Source organism: Petrotoga miotherma DSM 10691, from assembly GCF_002895605.1.
Lineage (GTDB): Bacteria > Thermotogota > Thermotogae > Petrotogales > Petrotogaceae > Petrotoga > Petrotoga miotherma.
This window is the reverse complement of record NZ_AZRM01000029.1, coordinates 33305-51970: the sequence shown is the minus strand read 5'-3', so window position 1 is coordinate 51970 and position 18666 is coordinate 33305. Positions and strand designations below refer to the sequence as shown.

At 33.9% G+C, this 18666-nt stretch carries 11 protein-coding genes and 1 pseudogene; all 12 read left to right on the top strand.

All coding sequences use genetic code 11. The features are described 5' to 3' along the window. Positions 1-106 precede the first annotated feature (106 nt). The 12 genes and pseudogenes from X928_RS06380 (at position 107) to X928_RS06330 (ending at position 18663) form a co-directional block, all read left to right on the top strand. Positions 107-2023: a right-handed parallel beta-helix repeat-containing protein gene (locus X928_RS06380; RefSeq protein WP_103078987.1), complete on the top strand. Its 1917-nt coding sequence runs from the start codon at positions 107-109 to the stop codon at positions 2021-2023. A gap of 59 nt (positions 2024-2082) precedes the next feature. Then, on the top strand, positions 2083-2880 hold the full coding sequence (locus X928_RS06375; protein ID WP_103078986.1) for a polysaccharide deacetylase family protein: 798 nt from the start codon (positions 2083-2085) through the stop codon (positions 2878-2880). A gap of 128 nt (positions 2881-3008) precedes the next feature. Further along, positions 3009-6134: an endo-1,4-beta-xylanase gene (locus tag X928_RS06370; protein WP_103078985.1), complete on the top strand. Its 3126-nt coding sequence runs from the start codon at positions 3009-3011 to the stop codon at positions 6132-6134. 50 nt (positions 6135-6184) lie between these two features. Beyond that, positions 6185-6754, top strand: coding sequence for an alpha-glucuronidase family glycosyl hydrolase (locus tag X928_RS10430; RefSeq protein ID WP_211286477.1), 570 nt, complete (start codon positions 6185-6187; stop codon positions 6752-6754). Further along, a pseudogene (locus X928_RS10425) lies at positions 6708-7634 on the top strand (alpha-glucuronidase); the annotation flags it as partial. The gene X928_RS10430 and the pseudogene X928_RS10425, both read left to right, overlap by 47 nt. A 44-nt stretch (positions 7635-7678) precedes the next feature. Beyond that, positions 7679-10012 carry a glycoside hydrolase family 3 N-terminal domain-containing protein gene (locus X928_RS06360; protein WP_103078984.1) on the top strand — a complete coding sequence of 778 codons (2334 nt, stop codon included), beginning with the start codon at positions 7679-7681 and terminating at the stop codon, positions 10010-10012. Positions 10013-10056: 44 nt separating this feature from the next. Continuing rightward, a complete protein-coding gene (locus X928_RS06355) occupies positions 10057-12060 on the top strand; it encodes a methyl-accepting chemotaxis protein (protein ID WP_103078983.1) in 2004 nt (667 codons plus the stop codon). A gap of 250 nt (positions 12061-12310) precedes the next feature. Further along, entirely contained in the window at positions 12311-13339 is a 1029-nt protein-coding gene (gene xylF, locus X928_RS06350; RefSeq protein WP_103078982.1) for a D-xylose ABC transporter substrate-binding protein, read from the top strand. Positions 13340-13424: 85 nt separating this feature from the next. Continuing rightward, a complete protein-coding gene (locus tag X928_RS06345) occupies positions 13425-14963 on the top strand; it encodes a sugar ABC transporter ATP-binding protein (RefSeq protein WP_103078981.1) in 1539 nt (512 codons plus the stop codon). A gap of 35 nt (positions 14964-14998) precedes the next feature. Beyond that, positions 14999-16093 carry an ABC transporter permease subunit gene (locus X928_RS06340; RefSeq protein ID WP_103078990.1) on the top strand — a complete coding sequence of 365 codons (1095 nt, stop codon included), beginning with the start codon at positions 14999-15001 and terminating at the stop codon, positions 16091-16093. A 33-nt stretch (positions 16094-16126) separates the two neighbouring features. Continuing rightward, a complete protein-coding gene (gene xylA / locus X928_RS06335) occupies positions 16127-17443 on the top strand; it encodes a xylose isomerase (protein WP_103078980.1) in 1317 nt (438 codons plus the stop codon). Positions 17444-17466: 23 nt separating this feature from the next. After that, complete coding sequence (locus X928_RS06330; protein ID WP_103078979.1) at positions 17467-18663, top strand: ROK family transcriptional regulator; 1197 nt, start codon at positions 17467-17469, stop codon at positions 18661-18663. Positions 18664-18666 lie beyond the last annotated feature (3 nt).

The following is an 18666-nucleotide window of genomic DNA, read 5'->3' as shown; positions in this document are numbered from 1 at the left end:
ACCAGAAATACAAACAGAAAATCGTATGGTTCGTTGTTGGTTGTATGAGAATAAGGGAGATAAATAAAACAAGAGTCGTACAAATAAAAAGGGGGATTTAAAAAACATGGAATATCATGTGGCAAAGACTGGCTCTGATCAAGCTTTAGGAACTAAACAAGATCCTTTTTTAACGATAAATAAAGCCGCTTCTGTTGCTATGGCTGGAGATAAAGTTATAGTTCACGAAGGGGTATATCGTGAATGGGTAAAACCTAAAAACAAAGGATTAAGCAATAAAAGAAGAATTACCTATCAAGCAGTTGAAGGAGAAAAGGTAATTATTAAAGGATCTGAAAGGATCCAAGATTGGCAAAAGGTTGAAGGAAATATTTGGAAATGTGAATTACCAAACTCTTTTTTTGGTGACTTTAATCCGTACAAAGAAGAAATATTTGGTGATTGGCTTGTTACGACTGATCAGAAGAGACATTTAGGAGATGTTTATCTAAACGGTATGTCGTTTTACGAAGCTAACAGTTTTGAAGATTTAAAAGATCCTAAGGTTAGAACAGAGACAGTAGACCATTGGACACAAAAAAAGGTTCCGGTTTTAAATCCAGAGCAAACAAAGTATGTTTGGTATGCGGAAGTAGATGATCAAAAAACAACTATATACGCAAACTTCCATGGTGCGAACCCAAATGAAGAATTAGTAGAGATCAATGTACGCAGATCCTGTTTTTATCCAGATCAAATTGGGAGAGATTATATAACCGTGAAAGGTTTTGAAATGGCTCATGCTGCAACACCATGGGTTCCGCCAACAGCAGATCAACCTGGATTAATTGGAGCAAATTGGAGTAAAGGTTGGATAATTGAAAACAATATTATTCATGATTCAAAATGTAGTGCAATAAGTATAGGAAAGGAAGGTTCGACCGGACATCTATATCATTCAACTCGTAAAGACAAAACTGGGCATCAATACCAATTAGAATCTGTTTTTAGTGCTGAACATATCGGATGGAGTAAAGAAAGTATTGGGTCACATATTATTCGGAACAATACAATTTATGATTGTGGTCAAAATGCGATTGTAGGTCATTTAGGATGTGTTTTTAGTGAAATCTACAATAACCACATTTATAGAATTGCTATAAAAAGAGAATTTTGGGGACATGAGATTGCAGGTATCAAATTACATGCAGCCATAGATGTTCAGATTTATCATAATCGCATACATGATTGTTCTTTAGGGTTATGGCTGGATTGGCAAGCACAAGGAACAAGGGTAAGTAAAAACTTATTTTACAAAAATAATCGTGATTTATTTGTGGAAGTAAGTCATGGCCCGTATGTTATAGATCACAACATCTTAGCTTCTGAATATGCAATAGATAACATGTCTCAGGGTGGTGCCTACATTAACAATTTAATTGCTGGTAAGATGGAGAAAAGAAAAGTATTAAATCGTTATACTCCATACCATAGACCACATAGTACAACGGTTGCAGGGTATGCCTGTGTTTACGGTGGTGATGATCGTTTCTACAACAATATCTTTATTGGGAAAGATGAATTGGAAGGTGTTGGGACATCACATTATATGAATCATACAACATCATTAGAAGAGTACTTGAAGAAGGTGGATGAAAAAGGTTGGGATATTAAAATGCTTGAGTTAATAGAACAACCGGTGTATATTAATAACAATGCTTACTTCAATGGAGCAGAACCATTTGAAAGAGAAAAAGAGAAATTAGTGGATAAAAGTTTTGATCCAAGATTTACTGTTATCGAGCAAGGTGAAGAAGTTTATATGTCTTGTGAACTTCCCGATACTTTTGAAAATATTGTAGGCGAAGTATGTTCAACAAATTCTTTAGAAAGAGTTAGGATTGTTGATGCTGATTTTGAACGTCCTGATGGGGGAAATTTAGTCTTAGACACAGACTTTTTAGATGAACAAAAACCTGAGAAAAGTTCCTTAGGTCCAATCTCTACTTTGAAAAAAGGTAAGAACTATATCAAAGTTTGGTAATAAAAATCAATACTAAATGTTCCATTTTTTTAGAACTATTGAGAAGGAGCCAGTATACCATGAAAATATCTTTCGGCTTTTATCCACAAGGCAAAATAAAGGCTTTAACCATGAGTTATGATGATGGACAAATTTATGACAGAAGATTGATAAGGATCTTCAATAAGTACGGAATCAAAGGTACCTTCCATTTAAATTCAGGAAAATTAGATTCAGAACCATTTTTAAACTCTTCCGAAATAAGGGATCTCTTTGAGGGTAATGAAGTTGCTATACATACATTAAATCACCCTTATCTCACAAGAGTACCAAAGGAATCAATAATTGAGGAAATTATGGAGGATAGGGAAAGATTAGAGTCTTTAGTAAACTATCCAATAAGGGGTATGTCATATCCTTATGGGGATTACGGTGAAGAACTTTTAGAATTACTTCCATATTTGGGAATTGAATATTCAAGAACTGTTAATTCTCATGGTAACTTTTCTCTACCTACACATTTTTTAAGGTGGAATCCTACTTGTCATCATGATGATAACTTGTTAAAAAAATATGAAGAATTTAAGAAATTAGAATCTAATGAAACTATGCCTTTGTTGTATGTATGGGGGCACAGTTTTGAATTTGAAAGGAATAATAACTGGGATCTGATTGAAGAGTTTTGCAAAAAAATATCGAACGATGAAACAATTTGGTATGAGACAAATGCAGAGATCATGGATTATTTGAAAGCTTTAAAGAATCTAAAATTTAGTGTAAATAAAAAAATAGTTTATAATCCTTCTGCTTTAACAGTATGGATAGGAGTGGATGGTAGTCCAGTGAAGGTAGAAGGCGGCAGATATCTGACTTTATAGTTCGAAATCTAAGTGTCATAGTGGGAATAAGATTTTGATTTTAAAAGAGGTTCAGAAGGTGACGTTTGTAAAGTATGTTTTGGAATATCTCAGGCAGTACTAAATTTGTGGAAAGGAGGAGTGATGAAATGAAGGATTTATTATTTGTAACCTCATTGTTAGGTGTTGGTTTACTGGCTGCTATTCTATTGGGAGGATCAAATCAAACAAATAGTCTAAATGGATTTATAAATCCAGGAGATTATGAGATGGTTTTGAACTTCGAAGAACCGGTTCAAATTGAAAAAGTTGGAGAAGCAGTGTCGATTACAGAAGTAGATGAATTTTCCTTCGAAGGTCAAAAATCCTTAAAGATAGAGAATAGAACCTCAGAATGGGAAAGTGCAGAAATTGATCTAACAAAAGATTGGCAAATTTTTAATTCAGCTAATTTCCAAATTACTACTCATATTTATCAAACTTCTCCTGATCCTCAATTATTTAGGTTAGTAGCTTATATAAAAGATAGTAAAGGGGAGCGCTTTGAAACAATCGCAGAGAAGGTTGTGATGCCAAATTATTGGAAAGAGATAAATGAAGAGTTCAAATTCAGTTTTAATGAACCCGTTGAAAAGTTTTCCTTGAGAATAGTAACTCCTTTGGAAAGTAATTTCACATACTATATAGACAACTTTCAGATTCTGGGAACTAACAAAGTTGAAAGAGCAGGAGTGATCTCTAAGACAAGCTTTGAAGACAAACAGCATAGTTGGGAACCAAGAGGAGATGGAGTCTCTATTTCGCTATCTAATGAAGTATCCCATAGCGGGAAATATTCTTTAGCTGTTGAGGGTAGGAAAAGTAATTGGAATGGCGCACAAATAAATCTTACAAAAACTTTAAAACCTGGAACCAGTTATGATTTCGAAATATATGTGTATCAAGATACCGGGCAAGATCAATTAATCACTCTCACAATGCAAAGAAAATACGCTTCTGATGCTAATACTAACTACGATACGATCTTATGGCAAAAAAAGGTTCCTTCAAATACATGGACACAATTGACAGGTTCTTATACCGTTAAATCTGGAACAGTAGTGGAAGGATTGATCTTTTATGTTGAATCACCAAATCCAACGCTCTCATTTTATTTGGATGATTTTTCAATGACAGATAAATCGATTCCTCTCTATGAACCTGAATGGGAAATTATAGATTTAAAAGATAAATATAAAGACAATTTTGATATAGGAGTTGCTATTCCTTACAAAGTTCTAATTAACCCACTTGAAATGAAGATGGTCGAAAAGCACTTTAACTCTATTACCGCTGAAAACGAAATGAAGCCAGAAAGTATTTTAATGGACTTAGGAAGTTATGATTTTTCAGTTGCCGATGAGTATATTGAATATGCTAAAGAAAAAGGCATAAAAGTTCGTGGACATACGTTAGTCTGGCACAGTCAAACACCTGAGTGGTTCTTTAAAGACGAAGATGGAAATTTAATTTTAAAGAATGAACTTCTTTCAAGAATGGAAACTTATATACACGACGTTGTCGGACATTTCAAAGGAGAAGTATATGCATGGGATGTTGTTAATGAAGCCATTGATCCCAATCAACCAGATGGTTATAGAAGGTCTCTTTGGTATGAAATCATGGGCCCAGAGTATATTGAGTATGCATTCAAATTCGCTCATGAAGCCGATCCAAACGCTAAGCTTTTCTATAACGATTACAATACTTACGAACCAAAAAAGAGAGATTATATATACAACATGGTAAAGGAATTAAAGGCAAAAGGAGTTCCAATTGATGGAATTGGAATGCAAATGCATATTGGAATTGGAACAGATCTCAAACAAGTTGAAGAGGCTATTAAGTTATTTAGTTCTATTCCTGGTATAGAAATTCAAATAACTGAAATTGACATGAGTGTTTATACAGATCAAGGATCCAACTACATGTCTCCACCATACGAAGCCTTAGTAGAGCAAGGGTACAAATACCAAGAACTTTTTGATATTCTCAAAAAATACGATGATGTTATAACCAGTGCAACTTTCTGGGGCCTTAAAGACGACTATTCTTGGAAAAATCAAACCAGAAACGATTGGCCGCTTTTGTTTGATAAAGATTATCAATCAAAATATGCATATTGGGGAATTGTAGAACCAACTGTTTTGCCAATAGTTCCAAAATCCAATGCAATCTCTCAAGGGACCGCTATTCCATATGGTATGTTAGATGATGATTATTTGTTTTCAAAGCCAATATTCATATATGATGAGAATGGTGAAGAAAAGCTTAATGCAAGAATAATATGGAATGAAAACAAATTATTTGTTTATGGTGAGGTCTTTAATGAAACAAGTGATGAAGAAGATGGAGTGGCGATATTCGTTGATCCTAATAATGCCAAGACACCTTACCTACAAGAAGATGATATATGGGTAATTATTCATCCAGATTGGACTGTTAAGAAAAATAAAGAAGATATGGAAGTTGAGTATTTTGTTAGCCCGGGTTATAAAAAGTATTCTTTTGAATGTTCCATAAATCTTTCGGCGAAATTAGAAAAAGGGAAAGAAATTGGATTTGACATAGCAGTAATAGACGGGGAGAACATATATAGTTGGAGTGATAACACAAATCAACAGAAATCGCAAACAATAAATTATGGAGTATTAACCTTGGAAGGTGTATCCGTAGGAACAGCAAAATATGGTACACCGATTATAGATGGAGAAATAGATGAGGTTTGGTTTCAAAGCGAAGAATATATCACCGAAACTATTGTATCGGGTAGCTCAAATAACGCAAAGGCCAACTTTCGAGTACTTTGGGATGAAAATGCCTTGTATGTATTGGCTATTGTTGAAGATCCGGTTCTTAATAAAGAAAATACAAACGCTTGGGAGCAGGATTCATTAGAAATATTCATAGATGAAAATAATAATAAAACAGGTTTTTACGAAAATGATGATGCACAGTATAGAATCAATTACGTAAATACCCCTTCATTTGGTACGGGAGGCTCTGCGGCCAATTTTAAAACTACTACAAAGATTATAGAAAGTGGTTATATAGTAGAAGCTGCAATTTCCTGGAGATTTATTTCCCCAAGTGGAGGAGAAGTCGTTGGATTTGATGTTCAAGTCAACGATGCGGGTGCGACTGGAAGTAGAGTAGGTATAACTACTTGGAATGACCCAACTGGGAATAACTATCAGAGCACTGTGAACTTTGGTAATATTATTTTAGAAAAATAAGTAAAAATTAGTATTTTTTGTTTATTCTTGGTAGCTAGGAGGAAGTTTGAATGTTTCCATATTCAAATGATGTAGATTATCAATGTTGGTTAAATTATCAAAGATTAGAAACTCCAAGTTTATCTGATCAATATAAAGAATATTTAAAAAACATTGTAATAAATATCGACGGATATATAATCGATTCTATTAAAAATGAACTTTATTATAGTATAAAAAAATTTTTTAATATAGAGGCCATCATAACTAACAAGCCTATTAAACGTACTTTTACAATAATTTCGAAATTAGATGGGGGTTCATTTTTCAGTAACACAATAAAAGAAGAAGAATACACCTCATTAAGTGAAGAGGGCTTTTTGATCAAAAAAGTAGAAAATTCTACAAAAAAATTTATATTAATAACAGCGAAATCTGATGAAGGTTTGCTATACGGTACCTACAAATTAATCCAATACATACAAATGGAAAAACCTTTAGATCAGTTAAATCTATTAGAGAAACCTTATATCCCTCTGAGAATTATTAATCACTGGGATAATTTGGATGGAAGCATTGAAAGAGGATACCCAGGTAAATCCTTTATTTGGAGGGTTCCAAAAAACAAATCAAATACTTGAATTTCAAATTACTCAAGAATACACTGGACAACAAAAACATCTCTGTTATCTTGTTCCCCAATGGAAAGAAGTTTTAGACTTTGATACTTTCTTATTTGGTGAGGGAACCTCAGTTGCAAAGATCGTTTCTGGTTCTATATTTAATTCACCGAATTTTGGAATAGCTGGAATATCAAATATTGGGGATGAAATTAACTGGACTGGCCATACATTAGCACAAGCAAATTTGTACGGATTTGGTCGCCTTGCTTGGGATCCTTCCTTGAGTGGTAAAAAAATTATAGAAGAATGGATAAAATGTACTTTTGGAAATAATGAAACTGTTTTAAATAATTTATCCGAAATGATGTTAAAGTCTTGGAATATTTATGAGAAATATACAGCACCTTTAGGAGTAGGTTGGATGGTTAATCCTGGTCATCATTATGGTCCTAATGTTGATGGATATGAGTATTCAAGGTGGGGTACTTACCACAAAGCTGATCATTATGGTATAGGTGTAGACAGAACCTTGAAATCAGGAACGGGCTATACAGCACAGTATCGTCAACAAAATTTTGAGAAATACGAACATTTAGATTCTTGCCCCGATGAACTATTACTTTTTTTTCATCATGTCTCTTATATTTACAAATTGAGCAATAACAAAACCGTCTTACAACATATTTATGATACGCATTTTGAAGGAGTCGAAGATGTACAATGGTTAATAGATAAATGGCAAGGCTTAGAAAGATATATTGATAGTAAAAGATATAGTTCTGTTTATCAAAGATTATTAGAACAAAGGGAAAGTGCTAAAGAATGGAGAGATATTATAAATTCATACTTTTATAGAAAAACAATGATCTATGATGAAAAAAGGAGAAAAATATACTGAAAAAAGACAAAAACGATAAAATATTTTACAAGGGGGAAGTTTTTATGCAATTTTACAAAAATCCAAATAAACCGATAGAAGAGCGTGTTGAAGACCTTTTAAAACAAATGACTTTGGACGAAAAAATAGCCCAACTTGGTTCTTTTTGGAGTTATGAGCTTCTTGATAATGGTAATTTCTCTTTTGAAAAAGCTCAAAATTTATTGAAAGAAGGAATTGGTCAGATAACTCGTCCAGGAGGAGCGACAGGATTCTCTCCTAAGAAAACAGCTGAATTGTCAAACAAAATTCAGAGATTTCTTCTTACTGAAACAAGATTGGGGATTCCTGCTTTTATGCATGAAGAATGTTTGAGTGGTTACATGACAAGAGGAGCGACCATTTTCCCTCAGATGATTGGTGCGGCAAGTACTTGGGAACCTCCATTAATAGAACGAATGACAACAAGTATAAGAAATCAAATGAAAGCTCTTGGAATACATCAAGGATTATCTCCAGTTGTTGATGTAACTAGAGATCCTAGATGGGGGAGAACTGAGGAAACTTTTGGAGAAGATCCATATTTGGTTGCAAAGATGGGAGTTTCATATGTTAAAGGGTTACAATCTGATGATTTGAAGAATGGAGTAGTTGCTACTTTAAAGCATTTTGTGGGTTATGGGGTTTCTGAAGGTGGGATGAATTGGGCGCCAGCTCATATCCCAGAAAGAGAACTAAAAGAAACATTTCTCTTTCCTTTTGAAGCTGTTATTAAAGAAGGAAAAGCTAAATCTGTCATGAATGCTTATCATGAGATTGATGGTATACCTTGTGGAGCTTCTGAAATTTTGTTGAGAAAAATTTTGCGAGAGGAATGGGGTTTTGATGGTATTGTTGTTTCCGATTACTTTGCAATCAATTCATTGATGGAATATCATAAATTAGTATCAAATAAAAAAGGAGCAGCTATAAAAGCGTTAAAAGCTGGGATAGATGTTGAACTTCCCTCTTTTGATTGTTATAAAGAACCATTAAAGAATGCGATAGAAAATGGAGAGCTTTCTGAAGCATTTATTGATAAATCTGTTAGAAATATTTTACGATTAAAGTTTGAGATGGGATTATTTGAAAATCCTTATGTTGATTTAGAAAAGGTTCCAGATAATTTAGATACACCTGAAGATAGGAAACTCGCGTATGAAATTGCTAAAAAATCAATTGTTCTATTGAAAAATAATGGAATAGTGCCTTTGAAAAAGAATCCAAACATAAAAAAAGTTGCAGTAATTGGACCAAATGCAAACAGCGCTAGAAATTTAACAGGGGATTATACTTATTTAACACACTTAGAAACCTTAAAACAAGGAGCTTTCGGTACTTCAGCAATGGAAGGAATTACTTTTTCTGAAAGTGAATTGCCAATAAAAACCATATATGAAAGTTTGAAAGAAAAATTAGAAAAGTTAAATGTGGAAACATCTTACGCAAAAGGTTGCGAAATAAATGGTGACAACAAAGAAATGTTTAAAGAAGCAATCGAACTTGCTAAAATATCTGATGTTGCTATTCTAGTTTTAGGTGATAAATCTGGGTTAACGTTGGATTGCACAACTGGTGAATCTCGTGATAGTTCTACGTTGATTTTACCAGGTGTACAACTTGATTTACTAAAATCTGTTATAAATACGGGAACACCTGTAATTGTTGTTCTTGTAAACGGAAGGCCATATTCGTTAGACTGGGTATCAAAAAATGTTTCTGCAATATTTGAAGCTTGGTTACCTGGTGAAGAAGGTGGCAATGCTCTGGCCGATATTATTTTGGGTAATGAGTCCCCTTCAGGGAAATTGCCTATATCTTTTCCGCGTCATGTGGGACAAATTCCAGTTTATTATAATCACAAGCCTTCTGGAGGAAGAAGTCAATGGTGGGGAGATTATACGGATTCACCTGCCAAACCACTATATCCTTTTGGTCATGGTCTCAGTTATACACAATTTGAATATACGAATCTTCAAATTGAAAGTAGCGATAGAATCGTGAAAATAAGCATGGATGTTAAAAACATAGGTGAAGAGACAGGTGATGAAATTGTTCAGCTGTACGTGAATGATGAAGTCGCTAGTGTAACTAGACCTGTGAAAGAATTAAAGGGTTTTCAAAGAATTACACTTAAACCTTCAGAAAAGAAAAGAATCATTTTTAATCTCCCAATAGAGACTTTAGCGCTATATAATGAAAAAATGGAATTTTTGGTTGAAAAAGGTTATTTTAAAGTTATGGTGGGATCCTCTTCTGAAGATATAAGGTTAAATGAAAAGTTTTACATTGATAAAGATATTAAAATTTCGCCTCAAAACAAGAAGTTTTTTAGCGATGTGGTTCTGGAAGAAAATTAAAGCTTATTTTACGGAATTTAATATAAAAATCGAGGTGGATTACCTTGTTTAAAAGCATAAGAGGAAAACTTTCTTTAACAATTATAATAATATTAGTTTTATTTGGCGTTGTCGTTGTTTTTAATATTGTCTCATTGATTTCATCAAATGATGGACTTTCTAATTATAAAGATTTGTCAAATGACACGAGTAGAATTTCTGAAATAGAAAACAACTTTTTTGAAGCTGCTTTGGCCTTCAAAGATTATGTGATTAACTACGATGAACAAACACAAGAAATTATTACTCAGAATATCAACGCTGTTCAAAGTTTCTTTACAGATGAAACTACCGATTCTACACTAGTACAAAACATAATCACAAAGATAGGGGACTATGAAAGCGGTTTTAATCAAATTGTTCAATTGAACGAAGAAAAGAATAGGCTCGTAAATCAAGATTTTAAAGATATATCCAATGAATTACGCCAAAGTATTACTGACTTTAAAACCTTAGCCCAAGAAAATAACGTTTCAACCCTCGTTTTTTACGCTGATAGCTCGTTAGAAATAGTAGATAGTATAAAAGAGCTTGCTTCTGTTTATTTTTCTTCTAAATCAGTAGGTGACAAAAACAGTGTCATGAATGCTTTTGATGAGTTAGAATCACAAATAGCCATTTTAGAGCAAGGATTAGTATCAGACGAACTAACTGAAATGTTCAATAAGACGAAAGATGTGGTTGAACAATTCAAAGACACATTCAACCAAATAGTCACAACGATAGAATCCCAAGAGCCTATAATCGGGCATATGGAACAAGCAAGGGTAGAGATACTCAACCTATTAGAAGAACAAAGAAATGAATTAAAGGTCCAGCAAGACACGTTAGGTCCATCACTCATAGAAGAAAACAACAGGGCTATAACCTTGACAGCCGTTTTAACCATAGTAGCCTTCATAGTATCGATAATCATGGTTATCTATCTAATAAGGAGTATAACGAAACCACTGTTAGACTTCAAAAACAAGATAAACCAATTCAAAGAAGGAGACTTAACGGTAAACTTTGAAAGTAAAAGCAGAGACGAGATAGGACAGATGGCAAACGCTCTATCAGAAATGAGTAAAGAATTGAGAAGATCCATGGGGTCAATAAGGCAGGCATCAGACAAAGTAGAAAACGCATCAGAAAGTCTAACACGATCATCACAAGAAAGCAGAAAGAACTCAGAAGAACTCAAAAACCAGATGGACAAGATACAAACAAGTACGGAAGAAACAGCAGGAAACGTAGAAGAAGTAACTTCAGGGGTAGACGAAGTAGCAAGGGCAGCACAAGGTGTATCCCAAGATGCTCAAAGACTAAGTGAAGAAGCAGATGAAACGAGTAAAGCTGCAGAAGAAGGAAGCAAAACGATAGAAAGTATAAGTCAAGCGGTGAAAGAAGCGGTAGAAAGGACAAAAGAAAGTCAAAAAGAAGTAGAAACACTCGCAAACAACGCCAAGAACGTACAAAGTATAGTAGAAACGATAAACTCGATAACGGAACAAACGAACCTGTTGGCACTAAACGCAGCGATAGAAGCTGCAAGGGCAGGAGAAGCGGGAAGAGGATTTGCAGTTGTAGCGGATGAGATAAGGAAGTTAGCTGAAGAGTCAAGGAATGCAACGGATGAAATATCAGAAATACTAACCAACATAACGCAAGGTACGAACAAAGTGAACGAATCGACGAACAAGGTAGTAGGAACGATAGGAGAAATAAACGAAAAGATGGTGAATGTACAACAAAGTTTCAACCGGATAAAAGAAAGGATAGAAAGGATGGACCAAGGGATAGAAAACATGACTGCAAGTGCAGAAGAACAAAGTGCAAGTGCGCAAGAGATGAGCACAGCGATGGACAGGGTAGCGAAAGCGGTAACAGAGATAAGTGAACAACTAGAAAGGTCAAGAAGTGTAATAGACGAACAAGTAAAACAAGGGGTAGGGATAAACGAAGAAGCGAAAGAGTTGAGTGAGTTAGCCACAGAGTTAAAAGGATTAGTTGGAAGTTTTAAAATATAAAATTTTGCTGGGTTGTGCAAAAAGATTTTTAATTGAACAAAGATTTTGGATTTGGGGATCTTAAGGGGTTTACCCCTTAATGCTAACAAATAAAGTGAAAAGGTTGAAAAGTGATTGTTCCTAATATTAGTTGATTGGATAAACTTACTATTGACAATGCTGAATAGAATATTTTAAAATGGATGTAGTTAGATGTGGATTTTACCATTAGTACTAATGGTAAAAAAACAAAAAAGAGGAGGTTAGTAAAATGAAGAAAGTTTTTTTGGTTTTTCTGGTGTTTTTATTGACATTTGGTGGTACTGTACTCGCGAAGGATGAGGTATTGATAGGGCTTTCTGTTGCTAATTTGCAACTTGAAAGGTGGCAAAAAGATAGAGATATTTTTGTCGATACCGCCGAAAAACTTGGTGCAAAGGTTATTGTACAATCGGCCAATAACGATGATTTACTACAAGTTTCTCAGGTAGAAAATATGATGAATCAGGGAGCTGATGTATTAGTTATTATTGCACATGATGGTTATATTATGGGAAGTGTGGTTGAAGAGGCTCATGCCAATGGAATTCCAGTGATTGCGTATGATCGTCTTTTAATGGAATGTGATTTGGATTATTACATTACTTTCGATCCAATAAGAATCGGAGAAATTCAAGCACAATATTTGGTTGATAAGAAACCAAAAGGTAATTATTTCCTACTCGGAGGATCTCCAACCGATATGAATGCACATTTTGTTAGGGAAGGTCAAATGAAGGTTCTTCAGCCTTATATTGATAGTGGAGCAATAGAAATAGTAGGAGACCAATGGGCAAAAGACTGGTCAGCACAAGAAGCTATGAAAATTGTGGAAAATGCATTAACCGCAACTCAAAATCAAATTGATGCTATTGTTGCTTCCAACGATAGTACAGCTGGAGGAGCGGTAGAAGCATTAAAGGAACAGGGACTAGCAGGAAAAGTTTTAGTATCTGGTCAAGATGCAGATTTGGTTGCCTGCCAGAGAGTAGTTGAAGGTACACAAACAGTGACTGTCTATAAACCTATAAAGGATATCGCTACTATGGCTGCTATTATGGCTGTTTCAGCGGCTAAGGATATTCATATTCCAACAAATGGAACAATTAACAATGAGTATAAAGAGGTATCTACTTTCTTCTTGGAACCTATTCCTGTTGATAAGACTAACATTGTAGAAACAGTTGTAAAAGATGGTTTTCATAAGTTAGAAGATGTATATAAAAATGTTCCCAGATCTCAATGGCCGAAAGTAGATTAAACAAAATTTTGAATATTTGGGTTAGGGGTCAATCCCTAGCCCTCTCAATCTAATTTCTATGATATATAACAATTGAGGTGATTAAATGGCCACTCTTTTAGAATTGAAAAACATATCAAAAGAGTTTCCTGGAGTAAAAGCTCTTGAAAATATCAATTTAAAAATAGAAGAAAATACGATCCATGCCCTTTGTGGCGAAAATGGAGCAGGGAAGTCTACTTTGATAAGTATTTTAGGTGGAATATATCCATTAGGAACATATGAAGGTGAAATTTATTTACATGGTGAAAGAGTGAAATTTAGAAATCCTAAAGAGGCCGAAGAAGCTGGGATAGCTGTTGTTCACCAAGAATTGAGTCTATTTGATGAATTAAATATCGTTGAAAACATCTTTATGGGAAAAGCTATTGTAAAAGGTGTTTCGATAGATTGGAATGAAATGATCAAGGAAACTCAGAAATGGTTAAAAAAATTGAAGATGGAGAATGAAAATGTTCTTACTAAAGTAAAATACTTAGGTTCCGCAAAACAACAGTTAATTGAAATTGCTAAAGCGTTAGTTAAAAATTGCAACATTTTAATTTTGGATGAACCAACTTCCTCTTTAACAGAAAATGAAACAAAGATATTATTTGATATTTTGAAAGAGTTGAAATCTGAAGGGATCACCTCTATTTATATTTCACATAAGCTTGACGAAATTTTTGAGTTAGCTGACACAGTCAGCGTTTTAAGAGATGGTAAATTAATTGACACAAAGCCGATTAGTGAAGTAAAAGAAAGTGATCTCATAAAAATGATGGTGGGGAGAGAAATAAATCAAATGTTCCCCAAAAGGAGTTATATTCCCAACGAAATAGTATTTGAAGTGAGTAATTATACACTTTATGAGAAATATGATCCTCAAAGAAAAGTCGTTGAAGATGTTAGTTTTAACCTTAGAAAAGGAGAAATATTAGGTCTTTTCGGATTAGTTGGTGCCGGTAGGACAGAATTAATGACTAGTATAATAGGATTCAATTCGAGTAATAAAAGAGGAAAGATATTTTTGAACGCTAAAGAATTAGAAATAAGTTCACCAAGGCAAGCGTTAGAACTAGGAATAGCTTATTTATCCGAAAATAGGAAAAATTTGGGGATATTTCCCAATTTATCTGTAAGGCAAAACCTTTCAATTACTTTTATTAAAGAGTTCGGTAGTTATTTTAAAATATCTGAAGAAGACGAAATAGTAGAAGCTCTTAGAATGATCAAACAATTAAATATTAAAGCTTCTTCTCCAGAAGCGAATATCACTACTTTAAGTGGGGGAAATCAACAAAAAGTTTTACTTGGTAGAAATTTGATAAGGACACCAAAAATATTGATTATGGATGAACCTACAAAAGGAATAGACGTTGGGGCTAAACAAGAAATATATTCATTAATGAATGATTTAACATCTCAAGGTATATCAATAATTATGATTTCTTCTGAATTACCAGAAATAATAGGTATGAGCGATAGGGTAATAGTTATGCATGAAGGTAAATTTATGGGAGAATTAGAAAATATTAATCACGATTTAACCCAAGAAGAAGTTATGTACCTTGCAACTGCGACTGAAGGAGGAGGGGTATTTTGAAAAAGAAAAAGATTAATTTAAATTTAAGATCATACATGATGATAATAGCTTTAATAGTAATTTGGGTTTTTTTTGCCATCTTGACCGAAGGTTCTTTTTTAAGCGCTAGAAATATTTCTAATTTGTTTAGACAATCAGTGTTTCTATCAGTATTAGCAATGGGGATGGTATTTGTTATAATATTAGGCCAAATAGATCTTTCGGTTGGTTCTATTGTAGGACTAACAGGGGGCATTGTAGCAATTTTGCACGTGTGGTTCGGAATGGATCCCTTAATTTCTATCCTCATTACTTTAGGTATTGGACTTTTGATAGGTTTATGGAATGGATATTGGGTAGCTTATCGAGGAGTTCCAGCCTTTGTTGTTACATTAGGTGGTATGCTCATTTTCAGAGGAATACTATTAGGAATTACAAAAGGTACTACTATTGGTCCAATGAGAGGTTTTTTTGAGTTTCTAGGGAAGGGCTATCTGTCCAATATTATAGGGATAATAATAGGAGTTATCGGTGCTATTTTTATAATTGTAGCAGAACTTAATTCATGGAAAAAGAAAAAATCTCATGGATTAAATGCTCCTTCTTTAAAAGTGGAATTTTTAAAGTTATTAGCTTATACTATATTAATAGCTATTTTTATTCTAATTTTTAATTCTTATCGAGGAGTTCCTTTTCCCGTATTAATAACTCTTATTCTTTTAATATTTTTTACTTATATTTCTCAAAATACAGTTTTTGGAAGATATATATATGCAATTGGTGGCAATAGTCAGGCGGCAACTTTGTCTGGGATAGACGTAAAAAAGATTACACTTATAGTTTTTATGATTAATGGATTGTTAGCAGCTTTTGGAGGTATTTTTTTAACTTCTCGACTTAATGCTGCATCAGTTTCAGGCGGAGAAGGAGCGGAGTTAGATACAATAGCTGCGTGTGTTATAGGTGGTACAAGCTTAATGGGTGGAATTGGTACTGTTGTTGGTGCAGTAATTGGAGCGATTGTTATGGCAAGTTTAGACAATGGAATGAGTCTTATGAATGTCCCTGTGTTTTGGCAGTCTATTATAAAAGGGTTAGTATTAATATTTGCAGTATGGTTTGATGTTGCAAGTAAAAAGAAAGAGGCATAACTATTTGCAAAATAACATATAGGAGGTCTTAAAATGGCAGAATACTTCAAAGATATTAAAAAGGTTGAGTATGTAGGTAAGGAATCAAAGGATCCACTAGCTTTTCATTATTATGATCCCGAGAGAAAAATTGGTAATAAAACTATGGAAGAACACTTGAGATTTTCTGTGGCATACTGGCACACTTTCACTGCAGAAGGAAGGGACATGTTCGGGGTCGAAAGTGCCAACAGAGAATGGAACAAATTTTCGGATCCGTTAGATAAAGCTTACGCAAGATGTGATGCAGCATTTGAGTTCATGAGCAAATTAGGGGTTAAGTATTTTTGTACCCATGACAGAGACTTAGTTGATGAACAAGAAACGTTGAGAGAAACAAATAAGTTATTAGATAAATTAGTAGAAAGAATAAAGGAGAGAATGAAAGAAACAGGTATAAAGCTTCTTTGGGGAACGTCAAATCTTTTCACTCATCCAAGGTTTATGCAGGGTGCAGCTACATCTTGTGATGCAGATATATATGCATATGCCGCTGCACAGGTGAAAAAAGCACTTGAAATAACTAAGGAATTAAATGGTGAAAATTACGTTTTCTGGGGTGGAAGAGAAGGATATGAAACCCTTTTAAACACTAATATGGAGTTGGAATTGAACAATTTGGCTAATTTTTTACACATGGCTGTAGATTACGCCAAAGAAATTGGTTTTGATGGCCAATTTTTGATAGAACCCAAACCAAAAGAGCCCACAAAACATCAATATGATTTTGATGTTGCGAACTCTTATGCATTTTTACAAAAGTACGATCTTGATAAGTATTTCAAGTTCAATATAGAAGCAAATCATGCCACTCTTGCTGGTCATACTTTTCAACATGAATTAAGGTATGCAAGGATAAATAATATATTGGGAAGCGTTGATGCTAACATGGGTGATCTATTGTTGGGATGGGATACAGATCAATTCCCAACAAACGTATTTGAAAACGTTTTGGCAATGTATGAAATACTTAAGAATGGAGGAATAGCTCCGGGTGGTTTGAACTTTGACTCACATGTTAGAAGACCTTCTTACGAAAATATTGATCTGTTTTACGCTCATATAGCAGGAATGGATGCATTTGCGTTAGGATTGATATTAGCCAATAAGATTTTAGAAGACAAAGTTTTGGAAGACTTTGTAGAAAAAAGGTATAATAGTTTTAATGAAGGAATGGGTAAAAAGATAGTGGATGGACGAACTAATTTCAAAGAACTCGAAGAGTATGTACTAGATAAAAAAGTGGGAGTACCAAAATCGGGAAGACAAGAATATTTGGAAAACTTATTAAATTTGTATATCTACGAATAGACAATAAATCAGGAGGCTTTGTTTTGAAGATAAAGAAAATCAATGCAGAAAGAATGGGATATTCAAACAAATTAATGGTTTTCAATTTAATCAGATATTATTCTGGAATTTCAAGAAATGAGATTTCTAAGCTTACAGGTTTGGATAAAAGTACTGTGACAAAGATAACGTATGATTTAATTTCTAAAAAATTAATAGAAGAAGGAGATAGAAAATCTTCTAAAGGGGTTGGAAGGAAACCTATAAAACTGGAAGCAGCAAAAGGTGTTGCTGCTTCCATTATCGTTAAGGTTGGAGTTGAAAAAACAGTCGTAGGTCTTGGATATATGAACAATTCAATAAATAAGATTGTTGAATTTGAAACCCCAAAAAATTTTAATGTTTTTATTGGTAAATTAGCTGTTGAGATAAAAAGAATATATGAAAATGCTAATGGGAATAATATAGTAGGCCTTTCTTTTTCTTTTCCAGGAATGATCGATAGGAAAAACTTGATTATCGAATACGTACCCCATTTTAATTGGAGTGAGATCGATCTTAGAGGAGCAATTTTGAAAGAACTACCTCAATGTGACAAACCAATTTTCGCTGCAAATGAGGCAAAGTTAGCTCTACAAGCAGAGATGTATTTTAACAAAAATATCGCAAACCTAAACAATGGAGTCTATGTTTTCATATCTCAGGGAATAGGAGGAGCTTTGCTTATAGACGGTCAAATTCATTTGGGACCTAATTACACAGCGGGTGAATTTGGTCACATGAGCATCGATGAAGATGGAGTAAAATGTTTTTGCAATAATCAAGGATGTTGGGAAACGTTTGCCTCAATTGATACCGTTTCTAAGATATACGAATACAGCAATGGACGATTGGAAGGCAACAATTACGAAGAAAAATTCAGGAATCTTCTTTTAAAAGCCGAAAAGAAGGAAGGAAACGCCAATGAAATAATTAAACAGATGTTGTATTATTTAGGAGTAGGAACAGTTAATTTAATAAATATCTTGAATCCTGAGTTTGTAATTTTTGGGGGGTATGGGTATCTTTTTCCTGATGATTATTTCACAGAGATTCAAAATATTATAAGGACGCGAACTCTGAAACCAGCATTAAAATCTTTTAAAAAACCTTTGAGACCATTTTTTGATATAGATACAGCATGTCTAACGGGAGCAAATTTAAGGGTGATGGATGATTTTGCAGAAAAAGCTGTTATATAGAAT

Coding starts and splice junctions, on each gene's coding strand:
- X928_RS06380 (WP_103078987.1), top strand. CDS start 107: ATGGAATATCATGTGGCAAAGACTGGCTCTGATCAAGCTTTAGGAACT.
- X928_RS06375 (WP_103078986.1), top strand. CDS start 2,083: ATGAAAATATCTTTCGGCTTTTATCCACAAGGCAAAATAAAGGCTTTA.
- X928_RS06370 (WP_103078985.1), top strand. CDS start 3,009: ATGAAGGATTTATTATTTGTAACCTCATTGTTAGGTGTTGGTTTACTG.
- X928_RS10430 (WP_211286477.1), top strand. CDS start 6,185: ATGTTTCCATATTCAAATGATGTAGATTATCAATGTTGGTTAAATTAT.
- X928_RS06360 (WP_103078984.1), top strand. CDS start 7,679: ATGCAATTTTACAAAAATCCAAATAAACCGATAGAAGAGCGTGTTGAA.
- xylF (WP_103078982.1), top strand. CDS start 12,311: ATGAAGAAAGTTTTTTTGGTTTTTCTGGTGTTTTTATTGACATTTGGT.
- X928_RS06345 (WP_103078981.1), top strand. CDS start 13,425: ATGGCCACTCTTTTAGAATTGAAAAACATATCAAAAGAGTTTCCTGGA.
- X928_RS06340 (WP_103078990.1), top strand. CDS start 14,999: ATGATGATAATAGCTTTAATAGTAATTTGGGTTTTTTTTGCCATCTTG.
- xylA (WP_103078980.1), top strand. CDS start 16,127: ATGGCAGAATACTTCAAAGATATTAAAAAGGTTGAGTATGTAGGTAAG.